The 15,434-nt window shown below is 71.6% G+C and carries 14 protein-coding genes; 11 read left to right on the plus strand and 3 right to left on the minus strand.

The window, feature by feature from the left end; all coding sequences use genetic code 11:
- Window positions 1-75 precede the first annotated feature (75 nt).
- Window positions 76-345, plus strand: a complete 270-nt coding sequence (gene rpsO, locus OVA17_RS11010; RefSeq protein WP_056227311.1) for a 30S ribosomal protein S15 — start codon at window positions 76-78, stop codon at window positions 343-345.
- A 290-nt stretch (window positions 346-635) separates the two neighbouring features.
- Here the strand turns inward: rpsO and OVA17_RS11015 are convergent, their stop codons facing one another.
- Window positions 636-1,652, minus strand: coding sequence for an isopenicillin N synthase family dioxygenase (locus tag OVA17_RS11015; protein ID WP_267786603.1), 1,017 nt, complete (start codon window positions 1,650-1,652; stop codon window positions 636-638).
- Between the two features lie 216 nt (window positions 1,653-1,868).
- Between OVA17_RS11015 and efeU the strand changes: the two genes are divergently transcribed.
- The 6 genes from efeU to OVA17_RS11045 all read left to right on the plus strand — a co-directional run bounded on the left by efeU (window position 1,869) and on the right by OVA17_RS11045 (window position 8,267).
- A complete protein-coding gene (gene efeU, locus OVA17_RS11020) occupies window positions 1,869-2,810 on the plus strand; it encodes an iron uptake transporter permease EfeU (protein WP_267786604.1) in 942 nt (313 codons plus the stop codon).
- A gap of 62 nt (window positions 2,811-2,872) precedes the next feature.
- Window positions 2,873-4,102, plus strand: coding sequence for an iron uptake system protein EfeO (gene efeO, locus OVA17_RS11025; protein WP_267786605.1), 1,230 nt, complete (start codon window positions 2,873-2,875; stop codon window positions 4,100-4,102).
- Window positions 4,103-4,104: 2 nt separating this feature from the next.
- Window positions 4,105-5,388 (plus strand): iron uptake transporter deferrochelatase/peroxidase subunit, encoded by a 1,284-nt coding sequence (efeB, locus tag OVA17_RS11030; RefSeq protein WP_420712437.1) that lies wholly within the window; start codon window positions 4,105-4,107, stop codon window positions 5,386-5,388.
- A 116-nt stretch (window positions 5,389-5,504) separates the two neighbouring features.
- Entirely contained in the window at window positions 5,505-6,734 is a 1,230-nt protein-coding gene (locus OVA17_RS11035) for an LLM class flavin-dependent oxidoreductase (protein WP_210071904.1), read from the plus strand.
- A gap of 1 nt (window position 6,735) precedes the next feature.
- The gene (locus OVA17_RS11040) at window positions 6,736-7,380 is read left to right on the plus strand and encodes an FMN reductase (protein WP_267786607.1); all 645 of its coding nucleotides are present in this window, start codon (window positions 6,736-6,738) and stop codon (window positions 7,378-7,380) included.
- Between the two features lie 284 nt (window positions 7,381-7,664).
- Window positions 7,665-8,267, plus strand: a complete 603-nt coding sequence (locus tag OVA17_RS11045) for a class I SAM-dependent methyltransferase (RefSeq protein WP_210071903.1) — start codon at window positions 7,665-7,667, stop codon at window positions 8,265-8,267.
- A gap of 12 nt (window positions 8,268-8,279) precedes the next feature.
- Here OVA17_RS11045 and OVA17_RS11050 read toward each other — a convergent pair whose 3' ends face one another.
- A complete protein-coding gene (locus OVA17_RS11050) occupies window positions 8,280-9,062 on the minus strand; it encodes a DNA/RNA non-specific endonuclease (RefSeq protein WP_267786608.1) in 783 nt (260 codons plus the stop codon).
- 46 nt (window positions 9,063-9,108) lie between these two features.
- Between OVA17_RS11050 and OVA17_RS11055 the strand changes: the two genes are divergently transcribed.
- The 3 genes from OVA17_RS11055 to OVA17_RS11065 all read left to right on the plus strand — a co-directional run bounded on the left by OVA17_RS11055 (window position 9,109) and on the right by OVA17_RS11065 (window position 12,634).
- The gene (locus OVA17_RS11055) at window positions 9,109-9,870 is read left to right on the plus strand and encodes a fructosamine kinase family protein (RefSeq protein WP_267786609.1); all 762 of its coding nucleotides are present in this window, start codon (window positions 9,109-9,111) and stop codon (window positions 9,868-9,870) included.
- Window positions 9,871-9,918: 48 nt separating this feature from the next.
- The gene (locus OVA17_RS11060; protein ID WP_267786610.1) at window positions 9,919-10,854 is read left to right on the plus strand and encodes an ATP-binding protein; all 936 of its coding nucleotides are present in this window, start codon (window positions 9,919-9,921) and stop codon (window positions 10,852-10,854) included.
- A gap of 61 nt (window positions 10,855-10,915) precedes the next feature.
- Window positions 10,916-12,634, plus strand: a complete 1,719-nt coding sequence (locus OVA17_RS11065) for a VWA domain-containing protein (RefSeq protein WP_267786611.1) — start codon at window positions 10,916-10,918, stop codon at window positions 12,632-12,634.
- 87 nt (window positions 12,635-12,721) lie between these two features.
- Here the strand turns inward: OVA17_RS11065 and OVA17_RS11070 are convergent, their stop codons facing one another.
- Window positions 12,722-13,333 carry a DedA family protein gene (locus OVA17_RS11070; RefSeq protein ID WP_267786612.1) on the minus strand — a complete coding sequence of 204 codons (612 nt, stop codon included), beginning with the start codon at window positions 13,331-13,333 and terminating at the stop codon, window positions 12,722-12,724.
- A 133-nt stretch (window positions 13,334-13,466) separates the two neighbouring features.
- On the opposite strand from OVA17_RS11070, the gene OVA17_RS11075 reads away from it, so the two are divergent.
- Window positions 13,467-15,434, plus strand: a complete 1,968-nt coding sequence (locus OVA17_RS11075; protein ID WP_267786613.1) for a GDSL-type esterase/lipase family protein — start codon at window positions 13,467-13,469, stop codon at window positions 15,432-15,434.

Genomic DNA, 15,434 nt, shown 5'->3' on the forward strand with positions numbered 1-15,434 from the left:
GATCGGCCGCGGATAAAGAGAGCTCGCACATCGTGTGACGGGCGCCGCGCAATGAGAAGGAAGGGGATCCCATCTATGGCACTCGAAGCAGACGTCAAGAAGGCGATCATCGAAGAGTACGCGACGCACCCCGGTGACACCGGATCCCCCGAGGTGCAGGTCGCGATGATGACGCAGCGCATCAAGGACCTCACCGAGCACCTCAAGACCCACAAGCACGACCACCACTCGCGCCGTGGGCTCTTCCTGCTCGTCGGTCAGCGCCGCCGCCTGCTGGGTTACCTGCAGGACGTCGACATCAACCGTTACCGCTCGCTCATCGAGCGTCTCGGTCTGCGTCGCTAATCGCACCAGCGTTCTATCGCGCAAAACATTCTTGGAAGGCCGCCCCACGGTGTGGGGCGGCCTTCGTCATTCCCGGATGCCGTGCCCTCGCGGCGTGTGCTCGTCGTCGCGTCTCGATGCGTCGGCGTCGCGCGGCCACGTGCACCGGGTCGCACGCATAAACGCGATCGGCGCCCATAAACGCGATGTGCACGCGTTTATGGGCGCCGACGGTGTTTATGCGTGGCCCTGTGGCCCTGCGACCCGCGGCCACGCGAGCGGTAGCGACCCGCGGCCACGCGGTGGACGGGTCAGGATGCCGTGCGCGCGGCAAGCAGGTCGGAGTGCCAGCGCTCCGCCACATCGGGGTGGGCGCGCAGCCGTGATTTGAGGGCGTTCTCGCCGTAGGTGGCGTGGATGGGGTTCGTGGGGTCGTCCTCGACGCCGCGGGCCTCGGCGGCGAGATCGGCCGGCAACTCGATGATCGGCAGACGCGCATCCAGGGCGGGGTTGAAGAAGAACGGCACCGAGATGCGCTCGTCGGGGAACTGCGGCGAGATCACGCGGTGGTTCGTCGCGCGCAGGTACCCCTGCGTGGCGTACTCGAGCAGCTCTCCGATGTTGACGACGAAAGCTCCCGAGACCGGGGGAGCATCGACCCACTCTCCCTCGCGCTCGACCTGCAGGCCGCCCTTGCCGGGCTCGACCCAGAGCAGGGTGAGGACGCCGGAGTCCTTGTGGGCACCGACGCCCTGCTGGGGCGTCGGGTCGTCCTTGCCGGGGTAGCGGACGATCTTGATGAGGGTTTGCGGGTCGCCGAAGTGGCTGTCGAAGTACTGCTCCTCTGCGCCGAGGGCGAGCGCCCACGCGCGCAGCAGCTTGCGGGCGACGCCGGTGAGGTGGTCGTGCCACTCGGTGACGACGTCTTTCAGCTCGGGCTGCGCCGACGGCCACAGGTTCGGGCCGATGAGCCGGTTGTATCCCGGACCGTCGGGGTCATCGATCGCGTCGCGCTCGGGGCCGATGTCGATCTGTTCGCGCCAGTCGACGCGACCCTGGGTGCGCTCGCCACCGACGCGGGTGTAGCCGCGGAAGTGCGGGCTCGTGACGTTCTCGATCGAGAGCTTCTCGGCCTCGGGAAGCGCGAAGAAGTCCGTGGCCGCCTGGAGCAGGCGCGCCTCCAGCTCGGGGCTCACGCCGGTGCCGGTGAGGTAGAAGAAGCCGACGTCGTGGGTCGCGGCGCGCAGCTCTTCGCGGAAGCGGGCGGCGGCATCCGGGCCCTGGTCGAGGAGCGACAGGTCGAGCACGGGGAGGTTCAGGTCGGACATGCGTCGAGGCTAGGTCGTCTCTGCGGTGCGCGCCGAAATGTTGCCGACGGTTACCGACGACACCGATGAGCCGGGTGAAATGGGCCGATCCCCGCCGACCAGCGGGGTGCGGAGGGGCAGGGGATTGCGTAATGTGTACTGGTCAGGTGAGGCTTCCCTTACCTACCCGCAGCGCCGCGGCTCCCACCCGAGAATTGAAAGTCGGAACACCCGCCCGTGCTCGCCACCTTCCTCATCGGCCTTCGCGAAGGCCTCGAAGCCGCTCTCGTCGTCGGCATCCTCGTCGCCTACCTCACGCGCCTCGACCGGCGCGACGCCCTGCCGCGCCTGTGGGCGGGTGTCGGTCTCGCCGTCGCCCTCGCCCTCGCCATCGGTGCGGTGTTCACTTTCGGTGCGTACATGCTCACGTTCGAGGCGCAGGAGCTGCTCGGCGGCGGCCTCTCGCTGCTGGCGGTGGCCATGGTGACGTGGATGATCTTTTGGATGCAGCGCGCCGGCCGTACGCTCAAGGCCGGCCTCGAGGGGGGTGTCGACAGGGCTCTGCGTGGCGGCGTCTGGGCGCTCGTCGCGATCGGGTTCGTCTCCGTTGCGCGCGAGGGCGTCGAGACGACGCTGTTGCTGTGGTCCATGGTCCAGTCGTTCGGCGACGCCCCGACGGCGCTCGTCGGGGCTCTCCTCGGTCTCGCCGCGGCCGTCGTGCTCGGCTGGCTCATCGCCCGCGGCATGCTGCGCCTCGACCTCTCGCGTTTCTTCACGTGGACGGGCGGATTCCTCGTCGTGGTGGCAGCGGGTGTGCTCGCCTACGCCTTCCACGACCTGCAGGAGGCCGGGGCGCTCCCCGGTCCCTTCGGTGCCGGCGCCCCGGTCGATGCGGCGACGGGTTCGGTCGCGACCGGCTGGGCGGGCTTCCCCTTCGGCTGGGCGTTCGACGTCTCCGGGGCGATCGCCCCCGGCGGCCCTCTGGCCGCGCTGCTGCAGGCCACGGTCGGCTTCATGCCCCAGATGACCTGGCTGCAGGTCCTCGCGTGGATCGCCTACGTAGCGGTCGTCGTGCCCCTCTTCGTGCGGGGCGTCCGCGCCAACCGCCGATCGCGTGAAGCCGTCAAGGCCGCGCCCGCCCCCGCCCCGACCCCCGACGCGGCGACCGCCGCCCCGTAGCCCCCGACGCCGCTCGCGTGCCCGACGCCGCGGCATCCACCCCTCCTTCCGAACGGAGCATCATGAACTCGACTCGCCTCCTCGCGGCCACGGCCGTGGCCGGCGCGGCCGCCCTCGTCCTTTCCGGTTGCGTCGCCAAGTCCGACGCCTCGGCCTCCGGAGCCCTGTCGGTCACCTCGACCGACGACGGGTGCACGGTGTCGTCGGCCAGCGCGCCCAGCGGCACCGTCGCTTTCGACGTCAGCAACAAGAGCGATCAGGTCACGGAGTTCTACCTGTTGGCATCCGATGGTCTGCGTATCGTCGGCGAGGTCGAGAACATCGCCCCCGGCGCCTCGCGCAACCTCACGGTCGTCGCGCAGCCCGGTGACTACTTCACCCTCTGCAAGCCGGGGATGGTCGGCGACGGAGTGGGGCGGGCGAGCTTCTCCGTCACGGGCGACGCGGTGGCCGTCACCGGACCGGATGCCGAGCAGAAGCAGCAGGCCGTCGACCTCTACGCGGCGTTCGTGAAGGACCAGGTCGGCCAGCTGATCCCCGCGGTCAAGGCTTTCACGGCCGCGTACGAGTCGGGTGACGACGCTTCCGCGCGCGAGCAGTTCCCGCGCGTGCGGGCGTTCTACGAGCGCATCGAGCCGATCGCCGAAGCGCTGGGAGACCTCGACCCGCGCATCGACTACCGCGAGGTCGACGCCGTAGCCGAGGGGCTCGACTGGACCGGGTTCCACCGCATCGAGAAAGACCTGTGGGTGCCCGCGAAGGACGCGCTCAATGCGGATGGCGAGACCCCGGCGTGGAAGAACTGGGCTCCCTCGACCCCGGCCGAGCGGGCGACCCACGCGGACAAGCTCATCGCCGACACGCAGGAGCTGTACGACTACGTCCACTCCGACGCGTTCACCCAGGCGCTGACCACGCAGGGGGTGGCGGGCATCTCGAACGGCGCGATCTCGCTGCTCGACGAGGTCGCCACCGGCAAGATCAGCGGCGAAGAGGACTGGTGGTCGGGTACCGATCTCAACGACTTCGCGGCGAACGTCGAGGGTTCGAAGATGGCGTTCTCGCTCGTCCGTGATTTCGCCGACTCGAAGGGCGACAAGGGCACCGCGCTGGTCTCGCGCATCGACGGCGGCTACGCCGACCTCGAGGCGGCGCTGGCCAAGTACGGCTCGCTCGACGCCGGCTTCGTCCCCTACAGCCAGATCACCGAGGCCGACAAGCGTCAGCTCACCGACCTTATCAACGCGCTCGCCGAGCCGCTGTCGCAGCTCACGGTGACGATCCTGGAGTGAGCGTGACCGAGGAAGAACAGCAGGCGCCGGATGTCACGGGCCTGTCGCGCCGCGGATTGATGGGCCTCGCCCTCGGTGCCGGCGCCACGGGGCTCGTGGTGGGCGCGGGCGCAGGACTCGTGGGTGGGGCGGCCTACGGCCGCGAGCAGCAGCGGGCGGTGATGGATGCCGCGGCGGCGTCGACCGGCATCCATCAGCCGGGGATCACCACGCCCGTGCAGGAGCACCTGCACTTCGCGGCGTACGACATGATGGCGCGCACGACCCGCGACGACCTCGCCGAGCTGCTCTCGGACTGGACCTACGCCGCCACTCGCATGATGCAGGGGCTCGAGGTCACCGCCACGGGAGCCGTCGGTGGATCTCCCGAGGCGCCGCCGGACGACACGGGGGAGGCTCTCGGGCTTCCCGCGAGCAACCTCACGATCACCTTCGGCTTCGGCCCCTCGCTGTTCGATGCGCGCTTCGGCCTGGAAGGTCAGCGACCCGACGGGCTCGAGCGACTCCCGGCCTTCCTCGGCGACGACCTCGACCCGCTGCGATCCGACGGCGACCTCTGCATCCAGGCCTGCGCCGACGACCCCCAGGTGGCCGTCCACGCGATCCGCAACCTCAGCCGCATCGCCTTCGGGCGCGCCACGATCCGCTGGTCGCAGCTCGGATTCGGTCGCACGTCGAAGACCACGTCGGAGCAGTCGACTCCCCGAAACCTCTTCGGGTTCAAGGACGGAACGGCCAACATCCTCGCCGACGACGCGGCCGCCCTCGACGAGAACGTGTGGGTATCGGCATCCGAGGGCCCGGCGTGGCTCGCGGGCGGGTCGTACCTCGTCGCGCGTCGCATCTCGATGCTCATCGAGACGTGGGACCGCACGCGCCTGGCCGAGCAGGATCGCGTGATCGGGCGCGACAAGGCGAAGGGCGCGCCGCTGTCGGGCGGAGACGAGTTCACGGAGCCGGACTTCGCGGCGATGGGCTCGACGGGAACCCCGGCCATCGACCCCCACAGTCACGTGCGGCTGGCGCACCCCGACATGAACGGCGGCATCCGCCTCCTGCGCCGCGGCTACAACTTCGTCGACGGCACGACCGACCTCGGGCGGCTGAATGCGGGGCTGTTCTTCCTGTCGTTCCAGAAGAGCCCGCAGCGCTACATCACCGTGCAGAAGGCTCTGTCGACGGATGCCATGAACGAGTACGTTCGCCACGTCGGTTCGGGACTGTGGGCGGTGCCTCCCGCTCCGGCCGCGGGGGCGTCGGTGGGGGCGGGGCTGCTCGGCTCCTGACGCCGAGTGCTCCGCCGGGTTGCGAGGGTCCGCTCGACGTTTCCGAACGCGGAATAAAGATCGGCGCGAGACGTTTCACCATGTATATTCAGATGCATACAAATAGGAGGCGCATCATGAGTGAGACGAGCAGCTGGCCCGGAATGCAGTTCGGTGTCATGACGGTGAGCGACATCACCCAGGACCCGACGACCGGCAAGACGCCGAGCGAAGCTCAGCGCATCAAGGACACCCTCACGATCGCCAAGCACACCGAAGAGGTCGGCCTCGACGTCTTCGCCCTCGGCGAGCACCACAATCCGCCGTTCTGGTCGTCGTCGCCCACGACGACGCTCGCCTACATCGCGGCTCAGACCGAGCGCCTCATCCTCACGACCTCGACGACGCTCATCACCACCAACGACCCGGTGAAGATCGCCGAAGACTTCGCGATGCTGCAGCACGTGTCGGGCGGTCGCGCCGACCTCATGCTCGGTCGCGGGAACACCGGCCCGGTCTACCCGTGGTTCGGCAAGGACATCCGTCAGGGGCTGCCCCTCACCATCGAGAACTACGACCTGCTGCACAAGCTGTGGCGTGAGGACGTCGTCGACTGGGAGGGCAAGTTCCGCACCCCGCTGCAGGGCTTCACCTCGACCCCGCGTCCGCTCGACGGCGTGCCCCCGTTCGTGTGGCACGGCTCGATCCGCACCCCCGAGATCGCCGAGCAGGCCGCGTACTACGGCAACGGCTTCTTCGCGAACAACATCTTCTGGCCCAAGGAGCACTACCAGCGCCTCATCACGCTCTACCGCGAACGCTTCGCCCACTACGGTCACGGCACGCCCCAGCAGGCGATCGTCGGCCTCGGCGGCCAGGTGTTCATGCGCGCCAACTCGCAGGACGCGGTGCGCGAGTTCCGCCCCTACTTCGACAACGCGCCGGTCTACGGCCACGGCCCGAGCCTCGAGGACTTCAGCGAGATGACTCCGCTGACCGTCGGCTCGCCCCAGCAGATCATCGACCGCTACGCCGCGATGCGCGAGACATTCGGCGACTACCAGCGTCAGCTCTTCCTGATCGACCACGCGGGTCTTCCCACCAAGACCGTGCTCGAGCAGCTCGACATCCTCGGTTCCGAGGTCGTGCCGGTGCTGCGCAAGGAACTGCAGGTGAACCGCCCGGCCGAGGTGCCCGACGCGCCGACGCACGCCAACCAGGTCGAGAAGATCTACGCCGGTGCGGCCCCGCGTCAGGCCGTTCCCGCCGCGAACCGCGGAGACAACCTCACCGCGGGCAGCCCGTACCAGGATGCCGCCCGCGCGGGCAGCGCGTTCGGTGCCGCCGCGACGAAGGTCGGTGCCTGATATGGCCGCTCGCCGCATCGCGGTCATCACCGCGGGGCTCTCGACGCCCTCGTCGACGCGCATGCTCGGCGACCGTCTCTCTCACGCAGCCCTTGCCGAGCTCCGCGAGCGCGGTATCGACGCCACGAGCGACGTATTCGAGCTGCGCGACTACGCCCACGACCTGACCGACAACCTGCTCACCGGCTTCGCGCCACCGGCGCTCGAGCAGATGATCAACACGGTCGTCTCGGCCGACGGCATCATCGCCGTCACGCCGATCTTCTCGACGAGCTACTCGGGTCTGTTCAAGTCGTTCATCGACGTGCTCGACCCCCAGGCTCTCAGCGGAACGCCCGTGCTGATCGGCGCGAACGCCGGCACCGCTCGGCATTCCCTTGCGATCGACTACGCGATCCGCCCGTTGTTCACCTACCTGCACGCCAACCCCGTGCCGACCGGCGTGTTCGCCGCCTCGAATGACTGGGGGGCGAACGCCGACGAGGTGGCCCCGCTCGGCTCCCGCGTCGACCGCGGTGCGCGGGAGTTCGCGGACGCCATCGCCGCCCGCGAGCCGGTGCGCGACGCCGATCCGTTCGACCCCTCGTCGTATCTCGGCGAGGGCCGGTCGTTCGGTCACCTACTGGGTGGTCTGTCGGGGGAGTGACCCCGTGGTGAAGCCCCGTCGCTCCCGTGAGCGGCGGGGCTTCACTTGCGTGCGCGCGTGGGCGCCGCGGTGGAGGCACTGTCTCGGTGATCTGCGTATCCTCCGCCGTGCGTGCGGCTCGGGCGCCGCGTCGGAGGCACTCTCTCAGCGATCCGCGTATCCTCCGCTGCGATCGCGGTCTCGGGGCTGAGGTTGTGCGAATCGCCGAGCTTGTGACCGAGCGCTGGGCCGGCGCGGGTGGGCGACGCGCGCGGCCTAGGGTGGGTCGAGGAGAGGGAGCCCGAATGGATGCCACGCAGTGGGACGAGCGATACCGCGCTTCCGCCGGGGGTGTGTGGGCCGCAGAGCCTCCCGCCGTGGTGCGCGAGATCGTCTCCGCGCTTCGTCCCGGAACGGCCATCGACGTCGCGACGGGCGACGGACGTACCGCCGTCTGGCTCGCCGCCCGCGGTTGGGGCTGCATCGGGATCGACTTCTCGGCGGCGGGGCTCGCGCTCGCCGCGGCTCGACCCGGCGGTGACGCCGTCACCTGGACCCACGCCGATGTGCACGAGTGGGAGCCGCCGGCACCGGTCGGCCTCGTCGTCTCGTGCTATCTGCACCTGCCCGACAGCGCGGCCGCGGTCGCGCGGATCGCGGAATGGGTCGCGCCCGGGGGAACGCTCGTCGTGATCGGCCACGACGTCGAGAACATCGCGGCGGGTGGTCACGGTCCGTCTGACCCCGCGATCCTGTACACCCCGGAGCTGCTGCGCGGTGCGCTCGACGACCGGTTCCGCATCGAGCGCTGCGAGCGGATCACCCGGACGACCGCGGATGCCGAGCTGCGTGGCGGACACGGCTCCGCGGCGATCGACACGTTGCTGCACGCGGTGCGGGTGGACTGACGACCGCGGACCTCACAGCTCGATCTCCTGCACGCTCCGCAACTCCCGCGCCGCGACCGGCCGCAGCCCGCGCCGGATGAACGTGTCGGCCGCGGCCAGGGGGCCGACGTCGATACCCGCCTCTGTGGCGATGTCGGCGATCGGGGCTTGGAACGTGCGGAACGCGCCGAGCGGCGGCACCGTCAGCCCCTGGCGCGTGTCGACGAGCGAGGTCTGATCGAGCACGAATCCGGCCGCGGCCAGCGTCTCGCCCTGCCGCCACGCCGCGATCTTCCAGAACCGCAGTGGCACCCGGATGCCGCGGTACGGCGGATCGTCGTCGTCGAGCACAGGTGCCGTGAACACCGCCAGCCGCTGATCGGTGGTCTCGGCGTAGGCCAGGACGTGGTCTTCGAGCCCGAGCCACAGTTCTTTCGATTGGTTGAATCCGGCCGCTTGCGGGGCGGCGTTCGTGTAGAAGAACGTGGCCTCGGTGGCATCCCGAGCTTCGGCCGCGGAGCCCCAGCCGGGGTCGCGGCGGCGCACCAGGTGACCGCGGTCGAGGTCGTTGCGGCTGTAGACCTCGGGCCCGGCCTGCGCGTCGTCGGGCACCCGCGGGTCGAGACGCCACTCGCCCGTCCGTGGTTGCTCGCGCAGGGTCGCGCCGTCGATCACGACGCCGGTGACCGCCGCGAATCGGCGCCGTTCGTCGATCAGCACCGAGAATCTCGGATAGTCGAGCCGCGTGGTCGCCGCGGCGGGCGCGGGAAGCGGGAGGGGGATGCCGAGGAAGTCCGGGTCGTAGCCGTCGCTCATGCCTCCATCGTGCCGGTGACCTCCGACATCGCGACAGACTGGGGCGATGGAACAGCTCGTGAAGACCCGCGTCGACGCGCCCGCCGGATTCTTCGCCGCCGAAGCTGCGGGGCTGCGATGGCTCGCGGCGGCCGGGGGAGCGCGCATCGCACGGGTCATCGCCGTCGGCGAGGACCGGATCGCTCTCGAGCGCATCGCGGAGGCCGCGCCGACTCGCGCGGCCGCGGCGGACTTCGGGGCGGCGCTTGCCGCGACCCATGCGGCCGGGGCCGATGCCTTCGGCTCACCGCCGCCCGGATGGGAGGGGGACATCTTCATCGGTCGGCGCTCGCAAGAGGCGCGTCCCGAATCCGCGTGGGGCGCGTTCTACGCGGCTCAGCGCGTGGAGCCGTTCGTGCCCATCGCGGTCGCGGCGGGCAACCTGTCGGCATCCGGTGCCGAGGTCGTCCGACGGGCGTGCGGCCTGATCGCCGACGGCGCCTTCGACGACGACGAGCCGCCTGCCCGCCTGCATGGCGACCTGTGGGCGGGCAACGTGCTCTGGGCTGCGGAGGGCGTGGTGCTCATCGACCCCGCGGCGCACGGCGGGCATCGCGAGACCGACCTCGCGATGCTGGAGCTGTTCGGGTGCCCGTTCCTCGACGACATCCTCGCCGCGTACGACAACGCACACCCCCTGCGGGAGGGATGGCGAGCCCGTGTGCCGCTCCATCAGCTGCATCCGCTCGCGGTGCACGCGGCGGGCCACGGCCCCTCGTACGGGCGGGCGCTCGTCAGCGCCGCGGAGCGCACGCTCGCATTGGTGTGAGGCGCGAGGTTCCACTTATTGAGAAACATTCTCAATATGATGGATGCCATGACCTCACCCGTCTTCCCTTTCACCGCCGTCGTCGGTCAGGACGATCTGCGACACGCTCTCACGCTGTGCGCCGTCGATCCGGCAGTGGGAGGCGTGCTGGCGCTGGGCGACCGCGGAACGGGGAAGTCGACGACCGTGCGCGGGCTCGCTCAGCTGCTCGCGCGTGAGGATCTCGACATGCCGGTCGTCGATCTGCCGCTCGGCGCGAGCGAAGACCGCGTGCTCGGATCGCTCGACATCGACCGGGCGCTCCGCGGTGAGGTCGCCTACGCACCGGGCCTGCTCGCGGCGGCGCACGGCGGCATCCTGTACATCGACGAGGTCAACCTGCTCGACGACTACCTCGTCGACCTGCTGCTCGACGTCGCCGCCTCGGGGGTGAACACCGTCGAGCGCGACGGTATGAGTCACACGCACCCCGCGCGGTTCGTGCTCGTGGGCAGCGGCAATCCCGAAGAGGGTGAGCTGCGCCCCCAGTTGGAGGACCGCTTCGGACTGTCGACGCCGGTCGCGACGATCCGCGACGTCGAGCAGAGGTGGGAGATCGTGCGCCGACGCTTGGCGTTCGAGCGCGATCCGCACGGTTTCCTCGCGGAGTGGGCCGAGCGGGAGGAACGCCTCGCCGCGCGGATCCGCCTCGCTCGTGACCGGTGCGCCGACGTCGACCTCGAAGACGACCTGCTCGAGGCCGCCGTCCGCCTCTGCGTCGACGCGGGAGCGGTGGGGCACCGCGCGGAGCTCGTCCTCGTGCGAGCCGCCCGGGCGGCCGCGGCGCTCGCGGGACGCCCCGCGGTCACCGTCCACGACCTCGCCGCCGTGGCGGTTCCCGCTCTGCAGCACCGCACGCCGCGCACCGCCCTCGAGCCGGTATCGGTCGCCGCCGCCCGCGTGCGGGTCGCCGCGACCGCGGTGCTGGGGCGGCGCGTTGCCTGAGAGGCACGTCGTACCGCCCGGTCGCCCCGTCGCCGCGACCGGCTCGCGTGCCCACGGTGCGGTGGCAGAGCTCCGAGCGGAGATCGCGGGGGACACCTTCCTCGCGCCCGCTGCTCACGCGGTGATCGAGGCGTGGCGCTCCGGTGCCCCGTTCGGTCTCGCGCTGACGGGTGACGCCCAGCGCGCCGAGCAGGTGTTCCGCTCTCTGCGGCCGCAGGCCTCCCTGGTCGTTCGGCGAGCGGATGCGGACGAGCCGCCCCCGAAGACCGCCCGGGTCCTCGCGCTGTTCCCCGAGGGGACGACGCTGCCCGGCACGGTGCGCCGCCTCTGCACCGTCGTCGTCGACGTGGGTGGACGGGTGGCACCGGGGCGGAGGCCGGCGGGCGAGGATGAAGCGGGACTGTGGCGTCGTGTCGTCAGGGTGCTGGCGACGCACGGTGTGCACGACGGGGCGATCGACGTCGCGGCCTGCGTCCTGGCATCCACCCTCGTCTCGGAGGGATGGAAAGGCGACCCCGTCGCCCTCGTGCGCGCGATGATCGCCGTCCCCCACGGGCGGGCGGTGCGGGCGAGCGGCGACGGCGACGTCGAAGCGACGGACGGCGCATCGGACGAGGTGCCGAACGGGACGGATGCCGCTGAGCCGCCCGGTGAGTGGGTGGTGGGCGCGGAGGGGGGCGACAGCGCCGACGGCGAGGACGAGACGGCGGTGGAAGGGAGCGGGGGCGAGGAGCAGTCCGCGGATGGGGGTGAAGCCGCCGCGCCCGAGGCCGGCAGTGGGGGAGAGGACACGTCGGCGGACGCGGGTCCGGCGACCGACGAGGCGGCGGAGCAGGTCTGCGCCGCGGAGCCCTCGGCCGATGACGGCGGGGAGAGCCCCCGCGAGGCGGGCGACCCGCGTGCCCCGACGTCCGACGCCGCGCCGGCCACGACATCGGCCGACGGGGCGCCCGAAGCCGGTGTGGCGACCCACGATCCCGGCGAGAGCCCCTCCGCCCGTGCCGTCGCGCTCGCCGACCCCACCCTGAGCGACACCGTCGTTCGAGCGACGGTGCGGGCGGGGCGGAGCGCGCGTCGCGGTGCCATGCGGGCGGGTAGCGGTCGGGGCCGGCCCGGTCGCGTCGTCGCCCCGGAGAGGGCGGGCGGGCGCATCGCGATCCTCCCCACTCTGCAACGCGCTCTGCGCCGGCACGCGACGACCGGCGCGACGGGTGAGCTCGCCCTCGCTCGCGACGACCTGCGCGGGCGTCTGCGGAACGAGCCCACGGCATCGCACACGGTGATCGTGGTCGACGGCTCATCGTCGATGGGAACGGCCGGAGCCGCGCACGCGCGCCGCGTCGCGGACGCCGCCCTCGCGCACGTCTACCGGGACCGGGGCGATGTGAGCATCGTGCTCGCGGCCGGGTCGTTCTCGCGTGTGGTGCAGCAGCGCACCGCCCGCACGTCCCGCGCTCGTGCGACCCTTCAGCGCGCGAGCGCCCAGGGCGGTGGCGGCACGCCCCTCGCGGATGCCGTCAGATGCGCTCTGGAGCAGTTCGGAGACGCGCCGCGCGAGCGCTGCCGCCTCGTGATCGTCAGCGATGGTCAAGCGACGGTCGACCTCGTCGGGCGCGCAGACCCGTCGACCGCGACGGCCGATCTTCGCGCCCAGCTCGATCGCGCGACGGCGCGCGCCGCGCGCACCGTGTTCGTGCCGCTCGATCCGCGGGGGTGGGCGCCGCTGGATCGCACGCTCGCCCCGTTCCGGGCCGCGGGCGTCACGGTCTCCTCGGACTGAACGCCGAGGGGTTCGGGGTGGGGCGAGTCTCCCTCGTCCCGGTCCGTCCGCCCGCCCGCCGAGCATCCGTGCCCACCGGCGCGGCCGTCACGCTTCCACGCTCGACCGGCGTCGCGCTCGCCGCGCCAGCACGAGATCGATGCCCACGCCGATCCCGACCGCCACGACGATCGACACGATCACCGCGACCACCGGGCCGCCCGGGACGACCGCGGCCACGACCGCGCCGACCACCGCCTGGTACGCCGCCCACGCCAGGGCCGCCAGCGCCGCGACGCCGAGGTAGCGCACCGGATTCACCCGCGCGGTGCCCGCAGCAAGGTTGACGGCGAGCCGGGCGAAGGGCACGAAGCGCGCCGTGAACAGCACCACGGCGGCGTTGCGCTCGAGGCGCGCCCGGGCCCACTCGAGCGCCGCGCGCACGCGGGGTCCGCGCATCCACGCCCAGCGTTCGACGCCGACGGTGCGCCCCACGAGGTAGCAACAGGCGTCTCCCGCGAAGGCGGCGAGCCCGGCGACGACGATGACCCCGGCCAACGGCGGTGTCCCGTGCGACACGGCCAGCGCCCCGAATGCCGTCACCGCCGCCTCTCCCGGCACGACGACCAGGAACGCGTCGGCGAACACGAGGGCGGCCATGCCGAGCAGAGCCCAGGGGCTCGCCGCGATCGCCTGCAGCCCGGCGTCGACTCCGTCCATTCCGTCACTCTCCGCCGCCGATCGAGACGCCCCGCCGACGCGGCGGTGACGCCGAGCGGAGCATCCGGTGAACATCGCGAACGTCGGCCCCTCCGCGCTCCCACGGGAGGCGGATGCGCTCCACCCTGGTCACGTGAGAGTCGCGCTGCTGGCCGAATCCTTCCTGCCGCACATGAACGGGGTCACCGGTTCCGTTCTCCACGTTCTGCGCCATCTCGCCGAGGCGGGGCACGAGACGCTGGTCATCGCCCCCAAGTCCGGCGACGTCACCGCCGACCTGCACGGAGCCCGCACCGAGCTGCTGCGCTCGGTGCCGCTGCCCTCCTATCCCGAGGTGCGCGTGGTGTTCGCCCGAGCGGCGCGCCTGGGCGCGCTGCTGCGCGACTTCGAACCCGACGTCGTGCATCTGGCATCCCCCTTCGTGCTCGGCTGGCAGGGGCTCGCCGCCGCCGACGCGCTCAAGATCCCCTCGGTCGCCGTCTATCAGACCGACGTCGTCGCCTACTCCCAGAAGTACGGCCTCCCGCACGCCACGGCCCTCGTCGCGGGCCACGTCGCGCGCCTGCACCGCCGCGCGACTCTGACGCTCGCCCCGTCGTCGGCCTCGACCCGTCAGCTCGAAGAGCTGGGCGTCGACCGCATCCGCCGGTGGGGCAGGGGAGTGGATGCCGTGCGCTTCGCCCCTGAGCACCGCGACGACGCGTGGCGAGCGCGGATCGCGCCGAACGGCGAGCGCATCATCGGCTACGTCGGGCGTCTCGCCCCCGAGAAGCAGGTCGACGACCTGCGTGCCCTCGCCGACCTGCCCGATACGCGCCTGGTGATCGTGGGGGACGGACCGTCGCGTCCGGCGCTGGAGCGGGCGATACCGGATGCCGTGTTCACGGGCCACCTGGATGGCGCCGAGCTCGCATCGACCCTCGCGGGCTTCGACGTGTTCGTGCATCCGGGGGAGAGCGAGACGTTCGGCCAGACGATCCAGGAGGCGCTCTCGAGCGGTGTCCCGGTGGTCGCCACCGGCGTGGGCGGGCCGCTGGATCTCGTGCGCTCGAGCGTGGACGGGTGGTTGTACAAGCCCGGCGACCTCGACGATCTGCGCACCCGGGTCGCGGACCTCATCGGTGACGAGTCGAAGCGCCGCGCCTTCGCCCGTGCGGCGCGCGACTCGGTCGAGGGGCGGACATGGTCGGCCCTGACCGGGGCACTGATCGAGCACTACCGCGACGCCGTGGCTCTGCGCCGCGTCGACGACAGTCTGCTGCGGCGTACGAGCCCACGACCGGCGGGCATGACGGCATCCCGAACCCGAGGGCGGTGGACGCGCTTCGTGGCCCTGGGTGATTCGCTCACGGAGGGTCTGTGCGACGCGTCGCGCATGCCGTCGGGGCAGTTCCGCGGGTGGGCGGATCGCCTCGCCGAGCTGCTCGCGGGCACCACGGATCAGGGGCCGTTCCGCTACGCGAACCTCGCCGTGCGCAGCCGGCGGGTGCGACACCTCATCGACGAGCAGATCCCTGCCGCGCTCGAGCTGAAACCCGATCTCGTGTCGATCCTCATCGGGGCGAACGACCTCGTCGGCCCCGCCCCGGTGCTGCCGGCCCTGGTGGCCGAGGTCGAGTCGGCGGTGCGGGCGGTCCGCCGCAGCGGCGCCGACGTTCTGCTGGTCACGACGTTCCTCCCGCGCCGGCCCGCGGCGCGCATCTTCGCCCGGCGTTTCGCCGCGTACAACGTGCACGTGCGCCGCATCGCGGCCGAGCAGGGCGCCATCCTGCTCGATCTCGAGGCGGTGGGCGAGATCGGTGAGGCGTCGATGTGGGCCGACGACCTCGTGCACCTCAGCTCGGCCGGGCACCGCCTCGTCGCCTACCGGGCGGCGGAGGCGCTGGGCGTGCCGGATGCGCGAGCGCTGCTCGGACTCGACGAGGCTCTGCACGCCGACGACGCCGAGCGGTCGCGAGGGACCTGGCTTACACGCGACGCGCTGCCGTGGGTGTGGCGGCGCCTGCGCGGGCGCACCGCGGGAGACGGGATCGTCGCCAAGCACACCGGCCTCGTCGAGCTGCCGACCCGCGGCGATCGCCAGCGCGCCGACGCGGTGTGA

The sequence above is a fragment of the Microbacterium sp. SL75 genome, assembly GCF_026625865.1.
Classification (GTDB): domain Bacteria; phylum Actinomycetota; class Actinomycetes; order Actinomycetales; family Microbacteriaceae; genus Microbacterium.